General features: G+C 37.9%; 20 protein-coding genes and 1 tRNA gene. 18 read left to right on the top strand and 3 right to left on the bottom strand.

Annotation, left to right across the window (positions count from 1 at the left end; translation table 11 throughout):
* Positions 1-10: 10 nt before the first annotated feature.
* From hprK to whiA, 8 genes are all read left to right on the top strand, one after another.
* Positions 11-943, top strand: coding sequence for an HPr(Ser) kinase/phosphatase (hprK, locus tag EYB29_RS10970; protein ID WP_026867308.1), 933 nt, complete (start codon positions 11-13; stop codon positions 941-943).
* Positions 940-1827, top strand: a complete 888-nt coding sequence (gene lgt, locus EYB29_RS10965) for a prolipoprotein diacylglyceryl transferase (protein WP_166627259.1) — start codon at positions 940-942, stop codon at positions 1825-1827. The genes hprK and lgt overlap by 4 nt, the downstream gene beginning before the upstream one ends.
* Before the next feature lies 1 nt (position 1828).
* Entirely contained in the window at positions 1829-2308 is a 480-nt protein-coding gene (locus EYB29_RS10960) for an acyltransferase (protein ID WP_026867310.1), read from the top strand.
* Between the two features lie 3 nt (positions 2309-2311).
* Positions 2312-3733, top strand: a complete 1422-nt coding sequence (locus EYB29_RS10955) for a tetratricopeptide repeat protein (RefSeq protein WP_166627258.1) — start codon at positions 2312-2314, stop codon at positions 3731-3733.
* 60 nt (positions 3734-3793) lie between these two features.
* Positions 3794-4729: a thioredoxin-disulfide reductase gene (trxB, locus tag EYB29_RS10950; RefSeq protein ID WP_166627257.1), complete on the top strand. Its 936-nt coding sequence runs from the start codon at positions 3794-3796 to the stop codon at positions 4727-4729.
* A gap of 89 nt (positions 4730-4818) precedes the next feature.
* Positions 4819-5703 carry an RNase adapter RapZ gene (rapZ, locus tag EYB29_RS10945; protein ID WP_166627256.1) on the top strand — a complete coding sequence of 295 codons (885 nt, stop codon included), beginning with the start codon at positions 4819-4821 and terminating at the stop codon, positions 5701-5703.
* The gene (locus tag EYB29_RS10940; RefSeq protein ID WP_166627255.1) at positions 5690-6670 is read left to right on the top strand and encodes a gluconeogenesis factor YvcK family protein; all 981 of its coding nucleotides are present in this window, start codon (positions 5690-5692) and stop codon (positions 6668-6670) included. The genes rapZ and EYB29_RS10940 overlap by 14 nt, the downstream gene beginning before the upstream one ends.
* Positions 6671-6696: 26 nt before the next feature.
* Entirely contained in the window at positions 6697-7641 is a 945-nt protein-coding gene (gene whiA / locus EYB29_RS10935; protein ID WP_026867315.1) for a DNA-binding protein WhiA, read from the top strand.
* Positions 7642-7684: 43 nt separating this feature from the next.
* Here whiA and EYB29_RS10930 read toward each other — a convergent pair whose 3' ends face one another.
* On the bottom strand, positions 7685-8599 hold the full coding sequence (locus EYB29_RS10930) for a TIGR01777 family oxidoreductase (protein ID WP_166627254.1): 915 nt from the start codon (positions 8597-8599) through the stop codon (positions 7685-7687).
* Between the two features lie 89 nt (positions 8600-8688).
* Positions 8689-9273, bottom strand: a complete 585-nt coding sequence (clpP, locus tag EYB29_RS10925) for an ATP-dependent Clp endopeptidase proteolytic subunit ClpP (protein ID WP_026867317.1) — start codon at positions 9271-9273, stop codon at positions 8689-8691.
* 197 nt (positions 9274-9470) lie between these two features.
* Here clpP and EYB29_RS10920 point away from each other — a divergent pair.
* The 9 genes from EYB29_RS10920 (at position 9471) to EYB29_RS10880 (ending at position 16573) form a co-directional block, all read left to right on the top strand.
* Positions 9471-9542: transfer RNA gene (locus tag EYB29_RS10920), tRNA-Arg, on the top strand.
* A 10-nt stretch (positions 9543-9552) separates the two neighbouring features.
* Entirely contained in the window at positions 9553-10350 is a 798-nt protein-coding gene (locus EYB29_RS10915; RefSeq protein ID WP_166627253.1) for a threonine/serine exporter family protein, read from the top strand.
* A gap of 11 nt (positions 10351-10361) precedes the next feature.
* Positions 10362-10823 carry a threonine/serine exporter family protein gene (locus EYB29_RS10910; protein ID WP_166627252.1) on the top strand — a complete coding sequence of 154 codons (462 nt, stop codon included), beginning with the start codon at positions 10362-10364 and terminating at the stop codon, positions 10821-10823.
* Between the two features lie 2 nt (positions 10824-10825).
* A complete protein-coding gene (locus EYB29_RS10905) occupies positions 10826-11077 on the top strand; it encodes a glutaredoxin family protein (protein WP_166627251.1) in 252 nt (83 codons plus the stop codon).
* Between the two features lie 143 nt (positions 11078-11220).
* Positions 11221-12417, top strand: coding sequence for a phosphoglycerate kinase (locus EYB29_RS10900; protein WP_166627250.1), 1197 nt, complete (start codon positions 11221-11223; stop codon positions 12415-12417).
* A 3-nt stretch (positions 12418-12420) separates the two neighbouring features.
* Positions 12421-13179, top strand: coding sequence for a triose-phosphate isomerase (gene tpiA, locus EYB29_RS10895; protein WP_026867321.1), 759 nt, complete (start codon positions 12421-12423; stop codon positions 13177-13179).
* Entirely contained in the window at positions 13172-14683 is a 1512-nt protein-coding gene (gpmI, locus tag EYB29_RS10890; RefSeq protein ID WP_026867322.1) for a 2,3-bisphosphoglycerate-independent phosphoglycerate mutase, read from the top strand. The genes tpiA and gpmI overlap by 8 nt, the downstream gene beginning before the upstream one ends.
* Positions 14684-14731: 48 nt before the next feature.
* Positions 14732-16030 carry a phosphopyruvate hydratase gene (eno, locus tag EYB29_RS10885; protein ID WP_166627249.1) on the top strand — a complete coding sequence of 433 codons (1299 nt, stop codon included), beginning with the start codon at positions 14732-14734 and terminating at the stop codon, positions 16028-16030.
* Positions 16031-16204: 174 nt separating this feature from the next.
* Positions 16205-16573 (top strand): hypothetical protein, encoded by a 369-nt coding sequence (locus EYB29_RS10880; RefSeq protein ID WP_166627248.1) that lies wholly within the window; start codon positions 16205-16207, stop codon positions 16571-16573.
* Here EYB29_RS10880 and EYB29_RS10875 read toward each other — a convergent pair.
* Positions 16563-17483, bottom strand: a complete 921-nt coding sequence (locus tag EYB29_RS10875; protein ID WP_166627247.1) for a nuclease-related domain-containing protein — start codon at positions 17481-17483, stop codon at positions 16563-16565. The two genes, EYB29_RS10880 and EYB29_RS10875, sit on opposite strands and share 11 nt — an antisense overlap.
* Positions 17484-17616: 133 nt before the next feature.
* Between EYB29_RS10875 and secG the strand changes: the two genes are divergently transcribed.
* Positions 17617-17847: a preprotein translocase subunit SecG gene (gene secG, locus EYB29_RS10870; RefSeq protein ID WP_166627246.1), complete on the top strand. Its 231-nt coding sequence runs from the start codon at positions 17617-17619 to the stop codon at positions 17845-17847.
* Positions 17848-17861 lie beyond the last annotated feature (14 nt).

The raw sequence follows: 17861 nt of genomic DNA, 5'->3' as shown, positions 1-17861 counted from the left end.
GCGGTGTTTTATGCTAACAGTGAACGATTTAGTGGAACATTTTAATTTGAAAATTTGGGGAGGTAACGGTGGCTTAGAAAACGAGATTCCAAGCTTTGATTTGTCTCGCCCTGGTCTCGAGGTCGCTGGTTACTTTTCTCACTATTCATCAGAGCGAGTACAGATATTAGGTATGACAGAAATATCATTTTTTGAACGTGTGCTTTCAGATGATGAACGCGAAGATCGTGCGAAACGATTATGTCGTAAAGAAACACCATGCATCATAGTGACGAGAAGTTTACAGCCGCCTCTAGAATTAATAGAAGCATGTAACATAACGAACACTGCTTTATTAACGACAGAAGATAATACGACAAATTTCACTAGTCGTATTACAACATATTTAGAAAAAGAACTCGCACCAGAAACAAATATGCATGGTGTTTTAGTTGATGTGTATGGAATTGGAGTGCTCATTACAGGTGACTCAGGTATTGGTAAGAGTGAGACAGCTTTGGAGTTAATTAAAAATGGGCATCGACTCGTTGCAGATGATAATGTTGAAATCAAGGAAGTAACAAAGAATGTACTGATGGGATCTGCGCCAGAATTGATTCAGCATCTGTTAGAAATTCGTGGGTTGGGAATTATCAATATAATGACACTCTTTGGTGCAGGATGTATACTAACTGAAAAACGAGTCATGCTAAATGTTCATTTAGAAAACTGGGAAGACAAGAATACTTATGACCGACTTGGTTTGGAGGATAAGAAGATTAAAATCTTAAATTCTGAAGTGACCAGAAAAGTCATCCCAATTCGTCCGGGGCGTAGTCTTGCTGGTATAATTGAAGTGGCTGCAATGAATCACAGATTGAACCAGATGGGACATAATGCAGCAGTTGAATTTAATGAAAGATTGAATCAAAAGATAAAAGATAATGGAGGCAACACGAAATGATTTTAAATGCTGCCATAGATCCGGTTGCGATTTCACTAGGCCCTTTGTCCATCCACTGGTACGGAATTATCATACTCACAGGAATGATTCTAGGGTACTTTTTAGCAAAAAGAGAGACAATCAAAAGAGGCCTACCTGATGATTTATTTATGGACTTAATGATGTACATCATTATCTTCTCTCTAATTGGTGCGAGATTATATTATGTCTTATTTAACCTTGATTATTATCTCTTTAATCCTATTGATATTATAAAAGTTTATGAGGGTGGCATGGCGATACATGGCGGACTCATCGGTGGATTTTTAGCGGGCTTAATTTATACTAAGAAAAAAGGGTACAGTTTCTTTCAAATTGCCGATATCGCCGCTCCGAGTATTTTGTTAGGCCAAGCTATTGGTCGTTGGGGGAACTTTATTAACCAAGAAGCACACGGTGGACCTGTATCTAGAGATTTCTTAGAGAATTTAATGATTCCAGAATTTATAATTAACCATATGAATATAGACGGTACATACTATCACCCGACATTCTTATATGAGTCAGTCTGGAGTATTATTGGTGTAGTTATACTATTGTTAATTCGTCCAAAATTAAAAATAGGTGATACAATTCTCGTTTATCTGGTATACTATTCAATCGGCCGATTCTTTATAGAAGGCATGCGTACAGATAGTTTAATGATTTTTGATTTACTAAGAACGGCACAAGTAATTTCAATTGTAATTATTGTGGTCGCTATTGGTGCGATGATTTATCGACACCGTCAGTATAACTTGCCACAGTACAATGAAGTATATGGTAATTATTTAAGTAAAGGCGATAAGCCGACACATTCAAATAAATCAACAGTAGTGAATAAGAAGAAAAAAAGGAAGAAGTAGTATGAGACAATTAAAGCGATATCGTGGTTTTACAATTAATCCATTATGGCATTTATATCGTACGGTTCGCTTTGGTAAAGTCGTAAAAAACTTTATTGTCATTGAAATCGGGCGTTTTTTGCCATCTACTCAGCTCAAACACGCATTCTATAAAAAGGGATTAAATATAAAATTAGGTGAGCACGTATCCTTTGCCTATAAGGCAATGCCAGACCTCATGTTCCCAGAATTAATTACCATTGGTAAAAATTCAATTATAGGCTATAATGCTACAATATTAACCCATGAATATTTAGTAGATGAATATCGAATTGGTAAGGTCATCATTGGTGAAAATACGATGATTGGTGCAAATGTTACGATTCTACCAGGGGTTAAAATTGGTAGTGGAGTGAAGATAGGTGCAGGTGCAGTCGTGTCAAAAGATGTACCGGATAATGCACTCGTCTATGGCAATCCGATGATTATAAGGGAGAGGTAAAAAATGAATAAAGACAACATCATCTCTCTCAATCAAAACGGAGAGAGTTACTACAGGCAAGGTATTAAGAAAAGGCAGCAAAATAACAAAAAAGAAGCCTTGCAATTATTAAAAAAAGCCTACGATAAAAACCCGGATAACCCTGACTATCTCTCAGAGTATGCCTATGTTATGGCAGAAAATGGACTCGGAAATGAAGCGGAACATTTACTAATCGATGCATTTGTAAAAGATGATTATGATGCCTCATATTTTCAAGCTTTGAGTGAGCTCAACATTATTCGTCAAGATGCAAATAAGGCATTCTTATATGGAGTATCTTATGCTGCGTATTCAGAAGATAATAGTTATCGTCAGCAACTAGAAGAGATGTTTGAAGTTGAAATTGATAATGAAGCGGAGTTAGAGAAGGAAGCAGAACGAATTATCGGCCAGCAAATTTTCCAACACTTATTTATGAATGCCAAGGTCGATGAGGCCCTAGATTATTTAACAACACTACCAAGCGACATTCAAACGGAAAATGAATTTAGAAACTTAAAGGCCATGGCTTACCTATTCTTAAATAAGTTTGATGAAGCAAGGGCTTTACTTGAACAATTATTAGAAGATGATCAGACTGACATGCATGCGCTGAGTCATATGACGCTACTTCACTATCATACCAATGAGATAGAAAAGTACGAGTCATATTTAAAAAAACTCGAAGTCGTAGAACCATTAGATGATGATGCGAGATTTAAAGTCGGTCTTGTGCTAAATTTCCTACAGAAATATGAACATGCTTACCGCTTGTTATTCCCGCTCTATAAAAAGCAGAGGGTTATGAACTTCCAGCTCTTACATGCCCTGAGTTTTTCATCATTTCATCTAGGCAAGACAGAAGAATCTAAATCATACTGGACAAAAATGCAAAACTTCCATCAGTTAGACGAGAAATTTAGTCCATGGAAAAAATCAGAAGCGGCTAACCAAATTCTCAGTCTTGAGGAAAAGTATTTAAATGATGATGATCAACATAAAAGACTGCTTGCCTTATATTTAATTTCTAAAATTGAACCGAAGGAAGCGATAATCGGTTTATCAATCTGGAATCGTATAGAAGAACTTGATGATTATGAAAAATTATACGTTTCGTTTTTGTTTCAGGGACTAAAACTTGTGAGATTGGGTCGTATGCACATTGGTTTAGAATTACTATACGATAAAGGTTTTACTGAAGAGGATACTTTGTTAATGTGGATTGATATCTTCCATGACTTATATGAGGTGCATAAGGAATTTGACGATGTTGAAAGTTATGTTGCCGCGGTCCTATATAGTTATCATTCACAGAAAAAGTTAACCAAAAAGTATTTGGTAGAAACCTTTAATACGACAAACTATCGTTTAAACAAGGCAATTGAACACCTCAAGCAAATTTAATGAATAAATGACCTTAAGTGACTATAATAGTATATAGCAATTTTTTAAAGGAGATAAACTATGGACGAAAAGACGATCTATGATGTTGTAATCATCGGTGCTGGTCCTGCAGGAATGACAGCAGCCGTTTACGCATCTCGTGCAGAATTAAAAACAGTGCTTTTAGAACGTGGCGTACCAGGTGGACAGATGGCAAATACTGAGGAAGTAGAAAACTTCCCAGGATTTACTATGATTACTGGACCCGAATTATCATCAAAAATGTTTGAACATGCGCAGCAATTTGGTGCAGAGTACAAATTTGGAGATATTAAAAGTGTTGAATTAGATGGAGACATTAAGATCCTAAAAACTTCATCTGAAGATATTTATACAAAATCAGTCGTTATTGCAACTGGTGCAGAATATAAAACAATTGGTGTACCAGGCGAAGACTTACTACGCGGACGCGGGGTAAGTTATTGTGCAGTATGTGACGGTGCATTTTTTAAAGAGCGTGAACTCGTTGTGATTGGTGGGGGAGACTCTGCAGTAGAAGAAGGTGTTTTCCTAACCAAATACGCAAGTAAAGTTACAGTTGTTCACCGTCGTGACGAATTACGTGCGCAAAAAATCTTGCAGGATAGAGCCTTTAAAAATGAAAAGATGAACTTCATTTGGGATACTGAACTGCAATCAATTAATGGTGAAGGTAAAGTCCAATCTGTCACACTTAAAAATAAAAATACTGGTGAAGTATATGAACACAAGGCCGATGGTGTGTTTATCTACATTGGTATGTTGCCTCTTACAGAACCATTCAAAGACCTTGGAATTCTAAATGACAATGGTTACATTGAAACCAATGAAGAGATGGAAACGAAAATTCCTGGAATTTTTGCAGCAGGAGATGTGAGAGAGAAATCACTTAGACAAATCGTTACTGCCACTGGCGATGGTAGTTTAGCAGCTCAAAATGCTCAGCACTACTTAGAAAAGTTAGAAGACGGAGAATAAGTTGAAATTTCCCCCATATGGGGGATTTTTCATAGTAAAATGAGTATAAAACAAAGGCTAAGACTAAATCTCTTTTAAGGGTGTGTCGAATGAAAAGTTTAATCATAATGACAGGTATGAGTGGTTCTGGGAAATCAGTAGCATTAGAAGCAATTGAAGATATGGGATATTTTTGTATTGATAATCTACCACCTATTTTGATACCCAAGGTTGTAGAACTGATGGATTCAGTTGATGGTAAAATGTCGAAAGTGGCAATAGGGGTAGACTTAAGAGGAAAAGAATTTTTTGATGATTTAATACAACAACTGAATCTCGTTTCGAACAGTAAAGAATTGATGCTTAGAATTATCTTCTTAGATACAGATGATGAGCGACTAGTTAGCCGTTATAAGGAAACACGTCGTGCTCACCCGTTAAACGAGGGTGTCGCGCTCTTAGATGCCATTAAGAAAGAGCGTCAAATCTTGGATGATTTAAAAAGTCGTGCGACAGTAATAGTAGATACGACTTTACTGTCACCAAAGGAACTCAAGGATAAGATGTTTAGTATGTACAGTGGAGGACGTGAAGAGTTCTATACAGTCAACGTCGTAAGCTTCGGTTTTAAGCATGGTGTGCCGATTGATGCAGATTTGATGTTTGACGTAAGATTTTTACCGAATCCATACTACATTGAAGACTTGCGTCCACTAACTGGCTTAAATGCTTTGGTTTATGATTATGTGATGAAATGGCAGGACACAGATACTTTCTATGAAAAACTTTCTGATTTAATCTACTATCTAATCCCGCAGTACGTTAAAGAAGGTAAGTCACAATTGACGATTGCAATTGGCTGTACAGGTGGCCAACATCGCTCAGTTGCCTTAGCTAAACGTCTAGGGGAAGATTTAACTCATGATTTTAGTTTTCAAATTAATACTAGCCACCGTGATGCAAATATAGAAGGTTCCACTCATGGCGAAAGCTAAAATAAAAATCGCGATAATCGGTGGTGGAACTGGACTATCTGTACTCTCACGTGGATTGAAAAAATATCCTGTAGAAATTTCTGCAATTGTATCTGTTGCAGATGACGGTGGCTCAACAGGAATTATCCGTGATCAGATAGATATGCCAGCTCCAGGCGATATTCGAAACGTAATGTCCGCCTTAAGTGAAGTAGAACCCATGCTTGAAGGTCTGTTTACTTATCGTTTTAAAAAGGATGAAATATCAGGTCACTCTCTAGGAAACCTTATGTTAGCAGCAATGTATGACTTAAGTGGAGACTTTGCGACAGCAGTAAGCGAACTATCCAAAATTTTAAACGTTAAAGGTACAGTCATTCCATCGACTAATGTTAGTCCAAAATTAGCAGCAAGAATGGTAGATGACTCATTGATTATCGGGGAAAGCTATATTCCAAAGATTAAGAAAGAGATTCAAGAAATTTATCTTATTCCAACGAATATTGATGCAACACCTGCTGCAGTCGAAGCCATTATGGAAGCTGATATAGTCGTTTTAGGGCCAGGCTCACTATATACAAGCATTATTCCTAATCTCTTACCTAATGGTATTAAAGAGGCACTTACGGATTCAACAGGCATCAAAGTATATGTCGCAAATTTATTAGAGCAGCCAGGGGAGACAATGGGCATGTCAGCCTATGACCATCTTTATGCTATTGAAAAACATATTAAGAGAAAGGTCATTGATTATGTCATTTTAAATGAAAGAGATGTCTATAGTCAGATGGCTTCAACGTACAAAGAAAGAGGCGTTCATATTATTGAAAGTGAACGCAATAAAATCGAAGCAAACGGTGTAAAAGTCATTACGCATGACGAGTTGATCATTGTTGATGATGAAGGCGTTGTCCGCCATAACAATGAAAAGCTAGCAGAGATTATCTACGATATCGTTATCGATGAATCAAGAACACTAGAGTACTAGGTAGAATTTGAAAGGAAAGTGGTTGCATGTCATTTGCTTCCGAAATGAAAAACGAATTAACACGAATTGAAGTTGATGAATGCTGCATGAAAAGTGAACTTTCTGCCTTGATCAAGATGAACGGTGCAGTCAGTTACTTTGACAATGAGTGGGTAATCAATGTCCAAACAGAAAATGCGGCAATAGCGAGACGAATTTTTTCACTAATAAAAAATGTCTACAAAATAGAAATTGACTTACTTGTGCGTAAAAAAATGAAGTTAAAAAAGAATAATGTTTATATATGTAGAATTAAAAAAGAAGCGATGGCAGTATTAAAAGATCTAGAGATTTTTGAAGGTGGTCTATTAACAAACCGTGTGACTGATGAAATTCTAGCCAATGATTGCTGCAGAAGAAGCTACTTAAGAGGGGCCTTCTTAGCAGGTGGTTCAGTAAATAATCCGGAAACCTCAGCCTACCATTTAGAAATTGCAACCCTCTATGAGGATCATGCAGCTGAACTGACAGACTTAATGAATGGCTATGGTTTGAATGCGAAATTTATCGATAGAAAACGTGGCTATTTAGTCTACTTAAAAGAAGCAGAAAAGATTTCTGACTACCTCAGTTTAATAGGTGGTTACCAAGCGCTACTTAAATTTGAAGATATTCGTATTGTCAGAGATATGAGAAATTCAGTCAATCGTCTAGTAAACTGTGAAACAGCAAATTTAAATAAGACGATAAATGCTTCAATGAGACAAGTGGAAAACATTAAATTTATAGAGGAGGAAATTGGCATAGATGAATTGCCAGAACGCCTAAGAGAAGTCGCTAGAATTCGAGTGGATAATCAAGACATGACCTTAAAAGAAATCGGTGAGTCGGTATCGACTGGACCGATTTCAAAATCAGGTGTGAACCATCGACTTAGAAAGTTAGACGACATTGCTGAAAAAATCCGCAATGGTGAAGAAAAAATATTTTAATTAAAACCCCTGTACGATGTAATCTTATCGAACAGGGGAATTTTTATTTACTATAAATTTGTTCTAAAGCTTGGTCTAGAGTGGGGTACAAGTATTTAAACTCATTGTTTAACAAGCGTCTTGGGTGGACTTTTTGACCTTCAGTAATTAACATTGAGCGCTCACCGAGCAAACTGTTTAACAAGAAGTTCGGTGTTTTAAAGAAATTTGGTGTGCCGAGTACGGCGCTGAGTACTTTAGAGAATTCCTTTTGTCTCACAGCGACGGGTGCTGTAATATTTACAGGTCCATCTATATCTTGGTTGAGTCCAACAAAATATAAGGCGTTAATGACATCGTCAATGTGAATCCAAGAGTACCACTGACGACTAGAAGCAATATTTCCACCTAAGTTTGCCTTATATAATTTTTCGAGAATAGGTAAGGCACCTTCCTCACGAGATAAGATTAAGCCGAAACGTGTATACACAGTTCGGATACCTAAAGATTCAATTTGTCTCGCAGCACCTTCCCACTTATTTACCACTGTAGATAAGAAGTCATTCGGTGACAAGACGTCGTACTCATCATACTCAACAAGTTTACTTGTCGGATAGTAACCGATTGCACTTGCATTAACAAAGGCGAGCGGTTTAATTTTAGAATCAAAAAGCCATTGATAGAGCATATTGGTCATGTTTAAACGGCTCGATAATATTAAATCTTTATAATAATCTGTCCATTTATTATTTAACGAGGCGCCTGAGAAGTTATAGACTAAATCGATTTCTTCTGGTAATTCTTTAGTCCAAGATAGATCATTATAGTTATCTTCATCGTACTTTATATAATGCACGTAGGGATGTTCACTTGATTTAGACTGCCGACTTAAAATATAGACGTGATGGCGATCTTTCTTTAAAACATTAGTAAGATGACTGCCGATAAAACCAGTTCCACCGGAAATAAGTATATTCACTAGACAACCTCCTGAGTTTATTCTAATTTCATAATAATAAAAAAAAGCGTTTAAGTCACGTGACCTAAACGCTTTTCGTTCATAATATATTATTTTTCTGGTTCCATTACGTGGTCGATTAGACCATATTCTTTAGCTTCTTCAGCTGTCATGAAGTTATCACGGTCAGTATCTTTCTCGATTTTCTCTAGTGGTTGACCTGTACGTTCAGCTAAGATTTTATTGAGTTTTTCACGTGTTTGTAAGATATGTTTAGCTGCGATCTCAATTTCAGTCGCCTGACCTTGAGCACCACCTAGTGGTTGGTGAATCATTATCTCAGCATTTGGTAAAGCATAGCGTTTACCTTTGGCACCAGCTGTTAAAAGGAATGATCCCATTGAAGCAGCAAGGCCTAAGCTAATTGTTTGAACATCAGGCTTGATGTGTTGAATCGTATCATAGATTGCCATACCAGCTGTGACACTACCACCTGGTGAGTTAATATATAGATAGATATCTTTTTCAGAGTCTTGAGCTTGTAAGAATAGAAGCTGACTGACTACAGAGTTTGCAACGTTATCATCAATTGCACTACCAATCATGATGATTCTATCCTTCAACAGTCTTGAGTAAATATCGTATGCACGTTCACCGCGGTTAGTTTGTTCAATTACTGTAGGTATTAAATTCATATTTTTTGCCTCCTAAATTAATGATCTAGCATAATCTCTTATTTATTTATAACACATTAGTCAAACAAGGTCAAAGATAATAACCTTTAAATCAATATGACATTTATCTTATTACTATCGTCCCAAGAGAGTCAATATTTAAGGCTTTAATAGTCCTATCATTCTTGATATAATGAGTTTTGTTATTTTTATATTTTACCCCCGTGGTGTAATGGATAACACGTAAGATTCCGGTTCTTGAGATGGGAGTTCAATTCTTCTCGGGGGTGCTAAAAAGAGGTGAGTGATTTGTCAGTCGAAGCACTTGAAACAGTCGATAAACCTGACGTTAGTTTAGATGATAAGTTTGTTCGTAAAGTCTTCTATGTTTGTTTAAATAGTGGCAAGATCTTATTAGAGAGCGGCGCTGAGACCTACCGCATTGAAGATACGATGCTACGTATGGCTAACAACTATGGTATCGGTAATGTCCAAGTGTTCGTGACAACAACAGTAATCATACTATCAATGAATGATTACGCACTTTCTCAAACGATTCGTATCGAAGAGCGTGCAAACAACTTAGAAAAAGTCGTTAATATTAATGATTTGTCTAGACAAATTACTAAAGGATTACCCATTGATGAGGCGATTGAGACGATTGAAACGATTCATGAAACTAAGATGTTTCCACTATGGCTGGTGATTATCGCAGGTGGTATTGTAGCAGCAATGTTTTTACTTCTTTTTAATGGCACTATTGTGGACATTCCTATTGCAGCATTTGGTGGCATGTTAGGAGTCTTAATTACAGAAAGTATTCAGCGTTATACCAAAATTAAGTTTTTCAATGAATTCTTTGCTTCGTTCTTTATTGCTTTATTTTCTGTTCTTTATGTAAACTATGGTCCTGGTGTCAATGTCGAAACAATTATTATCGCTGCAGTCATGCCCTTAGTGCCTGGTGTCTTAATCACAAATGCGATTCGAGAAATGATTCGTGGCCACATGCTAGCCGGCACTATGAAGGGTGCTGAGGCTTCCTTAACTGCGATTGCTATCGGTGCAGGTGTAGGTCTCATATTCATGTTGATGTAGGAGGGAGAATCATGACTTATTTTTTCCAATTGATTTTAAGTTTCTTTGCATCAGCGGGTTTTGGTGTCCTGTTTAACGCACCGAGAAGAACAATTGTCGCAGGTGGTATTAGTGGTGCCTTAGGTTGGATTGTTTACTATATAGCAACAGAAATCGGTGCAGAAGCGCCAATCGCGTCCTTTTTAGGGGCTATTGTATTGACTGCGGTTTCTATCTTAAGCAGTCGCAAACTTAGGGCGCCAGTCATCATCTTTATAACTTGTGGTATCATTCCTTTGGTACCTGGTGGTACAGCATATAATGCCATGCGTAGTGTGGTCATGACCCAATACGATATGGCTCTAGCTTACGGCTTCCAAGTGGCCTTAGTATCCATGGCGATTGCTATGGGTATTATCTCCACTGAAATGATTGATTCATTGATGCAGACGCTTAAACGTGAAGTAAAAAATTTGTGGAAGAAAGAGGCTTGACCATGCTTAATCTTACTTATTACATGCGTAACGATTGTGCGTTATGTAATGAAGGTAAACTCCAAATCAGACTGGCTTTATCTGAACTAAGAAATGATCTTGTTCAATTAACTGAAGTCAACATCGACGAAGACAATGAACTGCAAGAAGAATACATGGTACGCATTCCTGTCTTATCGAATGGTGATGAGGTCATTCAAGAAGGCGTACTTGATTTTGTGACAATTTACGATTATATACGTGAACATAAATAAATATTTGATACTAACGGAGATCCTTATAAAGGGTGTCCGTTTTTTTATGGATGTGTTTACATCAATGTAAAATTACTTTTGTAGTTTAAATCACTAAGTGAGATATGTATAATAAAATTGAATATATACTTGGAGGCGTATTCATGAAAAAGACTCTTGACGATGTAGAATTAAAAGGTAAAAAAGTTTTAATTAGAGCAGATTTTAATGTGCCCTTAAAAGATGGTGAGATTACAGATGACAACCGCATCAAGGCTGCGATTAAAACTATCTCTTATGTTCTAGCAAAAGGTGGTAAGGTCATTCTACTATCCCACCTCGGACGTGTGAAATCTCAAGAAGATAAAGAAACTTACACACTCGCACCTGTTGCGAAGCGCTTAAGTGAGCTGATGGACAAGGAAGTATTATTCAGCGATAAGACGCGTGGTGATGACTTAGAAGAAGCTGTGAGCAGTTTACCTGACGGTGAAATTTTACTGATTCAAAATACAAGATATGAAGATTTAGACGGTTCCAAAGAAAGTAAAAACGATCCAGAGCTTGGTAAGTACTGGGCATCACTTGGAGATGTATTTGTAAATGATGCATTTGGTACTGCACACCGCTCACATGCATCAAATGTAGGCATTAGTGAACATTTACCTACCGTTTCTGGGTTCTTGATGAAAAAAGAAATTGAGTTCATAGGTAATGCTGTCGACGAACCAAAAACACCATTTGTAGCAATATTAGGTGGTGCGAAAGTATCAGACAAAATTAGCGTTATTGAGAATCTTCTATCTAAAGCAGACAAGGTGTTAATCGGAGGAGGAATGGCGAATACTTTTCTTAAAGCTGCAGGTCATTCAATCGGTACCTCATTAATAGAAGAAGATAACATCAAGATTGCAGAAGACTTACTTGAGCAAGCAGAAGGTCGGTTAATTCTTCCGGTGGATGTTGTTGTTGCGAAGGAATTTTCTAATGACACTGAATTTAAAACGGTAGATGTTGATAATATTCCTGATGACATGATGGCACTAGACATAGGAGAAAAAACAATCAAACTGTATGAAGATGCTTTAAACGGAGCGAAGACAGTTGTATGGAATGGCCCAATGGGTGTCTTTGAAATGTCTAATTTTGCCAAAGGCACAAGTGGAGTATGCCAAGCGATCGCAGACTTAGATGAAGCCATTACAATCATCGGTGGTGGCGACTCTGCAAGTGCTGCACAACAACTCGGCTTTGAGGATAAATTCAGCCATATCTCCACAGGTGGCGGAGCATCACTTGAATATTTAGAAGGTAAGGAACTACCAGGCTTAAAAGCTATAGACAATGTTGAGGAGGACTAGCTTATGCGTACGCCATTAATTGCTGGTAATTGGAAGATGAATATGAACGTCCGTGAAACAGAAGCTTTTATGGATGAATTAACTAAAGAAACGCTACCTAAAAGTGTAGAAGCGGCGCTGTGTGCGCCCTTTATCGATTTGACGGTTTTAGTAAATAAAACACAGGATACAGACATTAAAGTCGGTGCACAGAATGTCTATTTCGAAGAAAACGGTGCCTACACGGGTGAAATTTCAGCAAGCATGTTAAGTAATCTAGGATTGACTTACGTGATTACTGGTCACTCAGAACGTCGACAATTATTCTTTGAAACAGATGAAGATGTGAATAAGAAGAATCATGCTGTCTTAGAGGCAGGAATGTTCCCGATTACTTGTGTTGGTGAAACACAAGAAGAACGAAATGAGGGTCAAGCGGAAGACAAGGTGAGGCAACAAGTGTCTAAGGGACTTGAAGGTATTAGTCGTGACCAAGTTGCTCAGGTTGTCATCGCCTACGAACCAATATGGGCAATTGGTACGGGTCAAAGTGCGTCAAGTGATGATGCGAATCAAATGTGCGAAGTGATTAGAAACACTATAGAGAACCTATATGATTCAAAAACTGCAGAAAAAGTGAGAATACTTTACGGTGGCTCTGTTAAACCAGCAACAATTGAAGACTTGTTGCGTCAAACGCATGTAGACGGTGCATTAGTGGGCGGTGCATCTTTAAAAGTAAATGATTTTGTTGCCTTATTGAATGGATCAAGTCATGACTAAACTTGCCGCATTAATTATACTTGATGGTTTTGCTGAACGTACTGAATCATATGGAAACGCAGTAAAACAAGCACACATGCCAAACTTTGACCGCTATAAAAATCAATACCCCCACTCGCTTTTAAAGGCGAGTGGCTTAGATGTGGGTTTACCTGATGGACAGATGGGTAACTCTGAGGTCGGACATTTAAACATTGGTGCAGGGCGTATCGTCTATCAGAGTTTAACCCGTATCAACAAAGCGATTGAAACAGGAGAATTCAATCAAAACAAGGTCCTTTTAGATGCACTTAATCACGCTAAAAATGAGGGTAGTAAGCTGCACATCATGGGCTTATTAAGTGACGGCGGTGTTCACTCACACTATAGCCACATGTTTGAAATACTTAGAATGGCTAAGGCACATAATTTAGAAGATGTCGTAGTTCATGGATTTTTAGATGGTCGTGACGTTGCTAAAAGTTCGGCACTGACCTATATTTCAGAAACTGAAAAGGTTATGGCTGAAGTTGGCGTCGGTGAGTTTGCAAGCATTAGTGGCCGTTATTATGCCATGGATAGAGATAAGCGCTGGGACCGGATGAAACTTGTTTATGACACACTTGTTCACGGCGATGCTCCGCATTTTGATACAGCAGAAGCGGGTGTTAGGGCGTCGTATGAAGCTGAGATTTTTGATGAATTTGTCCAACCATTTACGGTAGGTCATGGCGCCAAAATTGACGACAATGATGCTGTGATCTTCATCAACTTTAGACCAGATAGAGCTGTTCAACTTAGTGAAGCTTTGACGAATCCTAGTTTTAATCATATAGACAGTCTAAAAGATATTGAAAACTTAAATGTTTCAACCTTTACTGAATATAGTCCAGCAGTAGTGAGCAATGTCGTTTTTGAAAAAGATGATCTAGTAAACACGATTGGTGAAGTCATTCAAAATAATGGGTTAAAGCAATTGAGAATTGCAGAAACCGAAAAATATCCGCATGTGACCTACTTTATGAATGGGGGACGTCAGGCTGTCTTTGAAGGCGAATCTCGTATTCTTGTTGATTCACCAAAGGTTGCAACTTATGATTTACAGCCTGAAATGAGTGCCTATGAAGTCACGGATCAACTCATTCAAGCCTTAGACACAGAAGACTTAAATCTAGTGATTTTAAACTTTGCAAACCCTGATATGGTCGGACATAGTGGCATGTTGCAGCCAACAATCGATGCCTTAGAAGCAGTCGATAAGTGTCTCGGTCAAGTCGTCGACAAAATTTTAGAACTCGGCGGACGTGCAATCATTACAGCTGATCATGGTAACTCAGACGAAGTGTTAACAATGTCAGGTGAGCCGATGACTGCACACACTACGAACCCAGTGCCTGTTATTGTTACAGACACAAAGCAAAATCTACGTGAGGATGGACGTCTAGCTGATCTTGCACCAACCTTATTAGATTTGTTAGACCTCGAACAACCGAAAGATATGACTGGTGAGAGCCTTTTATCGTAAAATAAGTTATAATAAACTCGAACTAAAAACACAAAGGAGTAGGATGACATGCCATTAATTACAGATGTTTATGCACGTGAAGTTTTAGACTCTAGAGGAAACCCAACAATCGAAGTTGAAGTACTGACTGAGAGTGGCGCCTTTGGCCGAGCACTAGTGCCTTCAGGTGCGTCTACTGGAGAATACGAAGCTGTTGAACTTCGTGATGGTGATTCATCACGCTTCTTAGGTAAAGGTGTAGAAGAAGCAGTTGAGAATGTTAATGGAATTATCGCGCCTGAGTTAATCGAAGGCGACTTTTCAGTTTTAGAACAAGTCTCTATCGATAAAATGCTCATCCAGCTTGATGGTACTAAAAATAAAGCTAAACTTGGTGCCAATGCGATTTTAGGTGTCTCAATTGCCGTTAGTAAAGCTGCAGCAGATCTATTAGGTCAGCCGCTCTATAAATACTTAGGTGGTTTCAATGCAGTACAACTGCCTGTACCGATGATGAATATTATCAACGGTGGGGAACATGCGGATAACAATATTGATATCCAAGAGTTTATGATTATGCCAGTTGGAGCGTCTTCGTTTAAAGAAGGCCTCCGCATGGGGACAGAAGTGTTCCATCACTTAGCGAAAGTTTTATCTAGTAAAGGATATAGCACAACTGTAGGTGACGAAGGTGGTTTCGCACCTAACCTTAAATCAAATGAAGAAGCATTCGAAGTGATCGGAGAAGCAGTTAAAGCTGCAGGCTACGAATTAGGTGTTGATATTGTTTTAGCAATGGATGCCGCTTCAAGTGAATTCTTCAATAAAGAAACGGGTGCCTATGAACTCAAAGGTGAAGGGAAAACATATTCTTCAGAAGAGCTCGTAGAATGGTACAGTGCCATGGTCGACAAATATCCAATCATCTCAATCGAAGATGGCTTAGATGAAAACGACTGGGCAGGCACTAAGTTATTGACTGATAAGATTGGTGATACAGTTCAATTAGTTGGTGATGACCTATTTGTTACAAACACTGAAAAACTTGTAGAAGGAATCGAGCAAGGTGTTGCAAACTCAATCTTAGTTAAAGTCAACCAAATTGGTACTTTGACAGAGACATTTGAAGCAATAGAAACTGCCCAACGCGCAGGCTACACTGCAGTGATCTCACACCGCTCAGGCGAGACAGAAGACACAACGATTGCAGATATCGCTGTTGCTACAAATGCGGGTCAAATTAAGACAGGTGCACCATCCCGTACTGACCGCGTTGCGAAATACAACCAACTATTACGTATCGAAGATGAACTCTTTGAAACAGCAACCTACAAAGGCCTAGACTCTTTCTATAACTTAAATATCTAAGTCTATGAAATTTATGACCTCCCCTCGCTTTTGTCGAGGGGAGGTTTTTGTGATGTGGGGTTATGAGAAGTCTAGTGGGTGGTGATAAGTCTGTTAAAAACGCGGTACTTATCACCAAAAACAGTAGAACCGGTGATAAGTCTGATAGAAACGCGGCGCTTATCACCAAAAGCAGTGGAACCAGTGATAAGTCATGAAAAATCACGGCACTTATCACCAAAAGCAGTGGAAATGGTGATAAGTCATGAAGAATCACGGTACTTATCACCAAAAGCAGTAGTAACGGTGATAAGTCATGAAAAATCACGGCACTTATCACCGAAAGCAGTGGAAATGGTGATAAGTCATGAAGAATCACGGTACTTATCACCAAAAGCAGTGGAAATGGTGATAAATCATGAAAAATCGCGGTACTTATCACCAAAAGCAGTGGAAATGGTGATAAGTCATGAAAAATCGCGGTACTTATCACCAAAAGCAGTGGAAATGGTGATAAGTCATGAAGAATCACGGTACTTATCACCATCTCAAATCATAATTTGATCTTACCTTCTCTTATATATTTATTTATCACAGCCCTACTCACCATCCCTCCACTTAACTTAAATAGTATTGCTGGCGTAATCTTCCAACTGTCATTTAAGGCTGTTATTTCAGTTTGTAGGTTTTGCAAAATTTGTAGTATATTATAGTCAATTTTGCAATTTTTGCATTTATACAAATTTCTGTGGATTTTATCGAGAGTGGAAGTGGAATTACATTGATAACAGTAGGTTCCGGGACGTAATGTTTCAAATTTAATATCTACTGGAATATTGTAAATTGATTTAACTAAACGCTGACTCTCTAAAAATTTATAGAGCGCTGACTGATCATAATAATTGGACTTACAGATTTTAGATAGGCGCTTATCTACATTGGATGGGACGATTAAATTTTCTAAGTTTGGCATATTATAAATCGTTTGCTTAGGATTTACGAATACCAAATGAGACATCACATTATTTGAAGCGCTGTAGAAACTGCCTTTCTTAAGTAGTTGTTGTAATAAAAGCCGTTGCCTGTTCACTTGCATACTTAAATCTTTAAATTCCTCCCCATTTACAAAGTGCCAAGCTTTGTTGCAGTAAACTAAGTCGAAATTATAATTCTTTACTTCAAAGGTATAAGCCTGGTCTCCAGAAATAAGTAGGTTATCAATCTGCACTTCTGAACCATCCACCTTGAAACGATAATCTTTCACATGATAAACATTTAAGCCACTCAAGTGAGCGTCGAGAAGTTTATCGAAAGATAATTCTCCTAAAAAGCCAGCTTGTAAATTTTCAAATTCTTTCTCTTCATTTTCACTTAGCTCAAAGCGACGACGTAAAACCTGCATCTGATGAAGTTTAATAGGTTGTTTTCTCATACCACAAATATATAATGCAGGTAAATTATCTCCAAATGACAAAAATTTAAAAATTGCACCAGAATCACGACAATTTTTAATGTGACAAGTAGATTACAAAACATCAATTTACATTGCGGATAGAGTGTAATTTTGGTATTATTTATACTGTTAATATAAATCGGAGGGGTACTTCATGCAGACTCTACTCATCGTTCTTTTAATCGTAGTATGTATATCTTTAATCGCAACTGTTCTCCTACAATCGGGTAAGAGTGCCGGACTTTCTGGAGCAGTTAGTGGTGGAGCTGAACAAGTTTTTGGTAAACAAAAAGCTCGTGGTATGGATCTCATTTTACACAGAGCTACTGTAATCTTAGCTATTTTGTTCTTTATGATCATGTTATTGTTGACTTACATTGGATAAATACGACACCCGTA

It is taken from the genome of Jeotgalicoccus sp. S0W5 (assembly GCF_011634875.1).
GTDB classification, from domain to species: domain Bacteria; phylum Bacillota; class Bacilli; order Staphylococcales; family Salinicoccaceae; genus Jeotgalicoccus; species Jeotgalicoccus marinus.
Note: the sequence above shows the minus strand (reverse complement) of the source record. Positions and strands in the feature narration are given on the sequence as shown.

Coding starts and splice junctions, on each gene's coding strand:
- trxB (WP_166627257.1), top strand. CDS start 3,794: ATGGACGAAAAGACGATCTATGATGTTGTAATCATCGGTGCTGGTCCT.
- rapZ (WP_166627256.1), top strand. CDS start 4,819: ATGAAAAGTTTAATCATAATGACAGGTATGAGTGGTTCTGGGAAATCA.
- eno (WP_166627249.1), top strand. CDS start 14,732: ATGCCATTAATTACAGATGTTTATGCACGTGAAGTTTTAGACTCTAGA.
- whiA (WP_026867315.1), top strand. CDS start 6,697: ATGTCATTTGCTTCCGAAATGAAAAACGAATTAACACGAATTGAAGTT.
- EYB29_RS10910 (WP_166627252.1), top strand. CDS start 10,362: ATGACTTATTTTTTCCAATTGATTTTAAGTTTCTTTGCATCAGCGGGT.
- EYB29_RS10905 (WP_166627251.1), top strand. CDS start 10,826: ATGCTTAATCTTACTTATTACATGCGTAACGATTGTGCGTTATGTAAT.
- EYB29_RS10955 (WP_166627258.1), top strand. CDS start 2,312: ATGAATAAAGACAACATCATCTCTCTCAATCAAAACGGAGAGAGTTAC.
- lgt (WP_166627259.1), top strand. CDS start 940: ATGATTTTAAATGCTGCCATAGATCCGGTTGCGATTTCACTAGGCCCT.
- gpmI (WP_026867322.1), top strand. CDS start 13,172: ATGACTAAACTTGCCGCATTAATTATACTTGATGGTTTTGCTGAACGT.
- tpiA (WP_026867321.1), top strand. CDS start 12,421: ATGCGTACGCCATTAATTGCTGGTAATTGGAAGATGAATATGAACGTC.
- secG (WP_166627246.1), top strand. CDS start 17,617: ATGCAGACTCTACTCATCGTTCTTTTAATCGTAGTATGTATATCTTTA.
- EYB29_RS10960 (WP_026867310.1), top strand. CDS start 1,829: ATGAGACAATTAAAGCGATATCGTGGTTTTACAATTAATCCATTATGG.
- EYB29_RS10940 (WP_166627255.1), top strand. CDS start 5,690: ATGGCGAAAGCTAAAATAAAAATCGCGATAATCGGTGGTGGAACTGGA.
- EYB29_RS10900 (WP_166627250.1), top strand. CDS start 11,221: ATGAAAAAGACTCTTGACGATGTAGAATTAAAAGGTAAAAAAGTTTTA.
- hprK (WP_026867308.1), top strand. CDS start 11: ATGCTAACAGTGAACGATTTAGTGGAACATTTTAATTTGAAAATTTGG.
- clpP (WP_026867317.1), bottom strand. CDS start 9,273: ATGAATTTAATACCTACAGTAATTGAACAAACTAACCGCGGTGAACGT.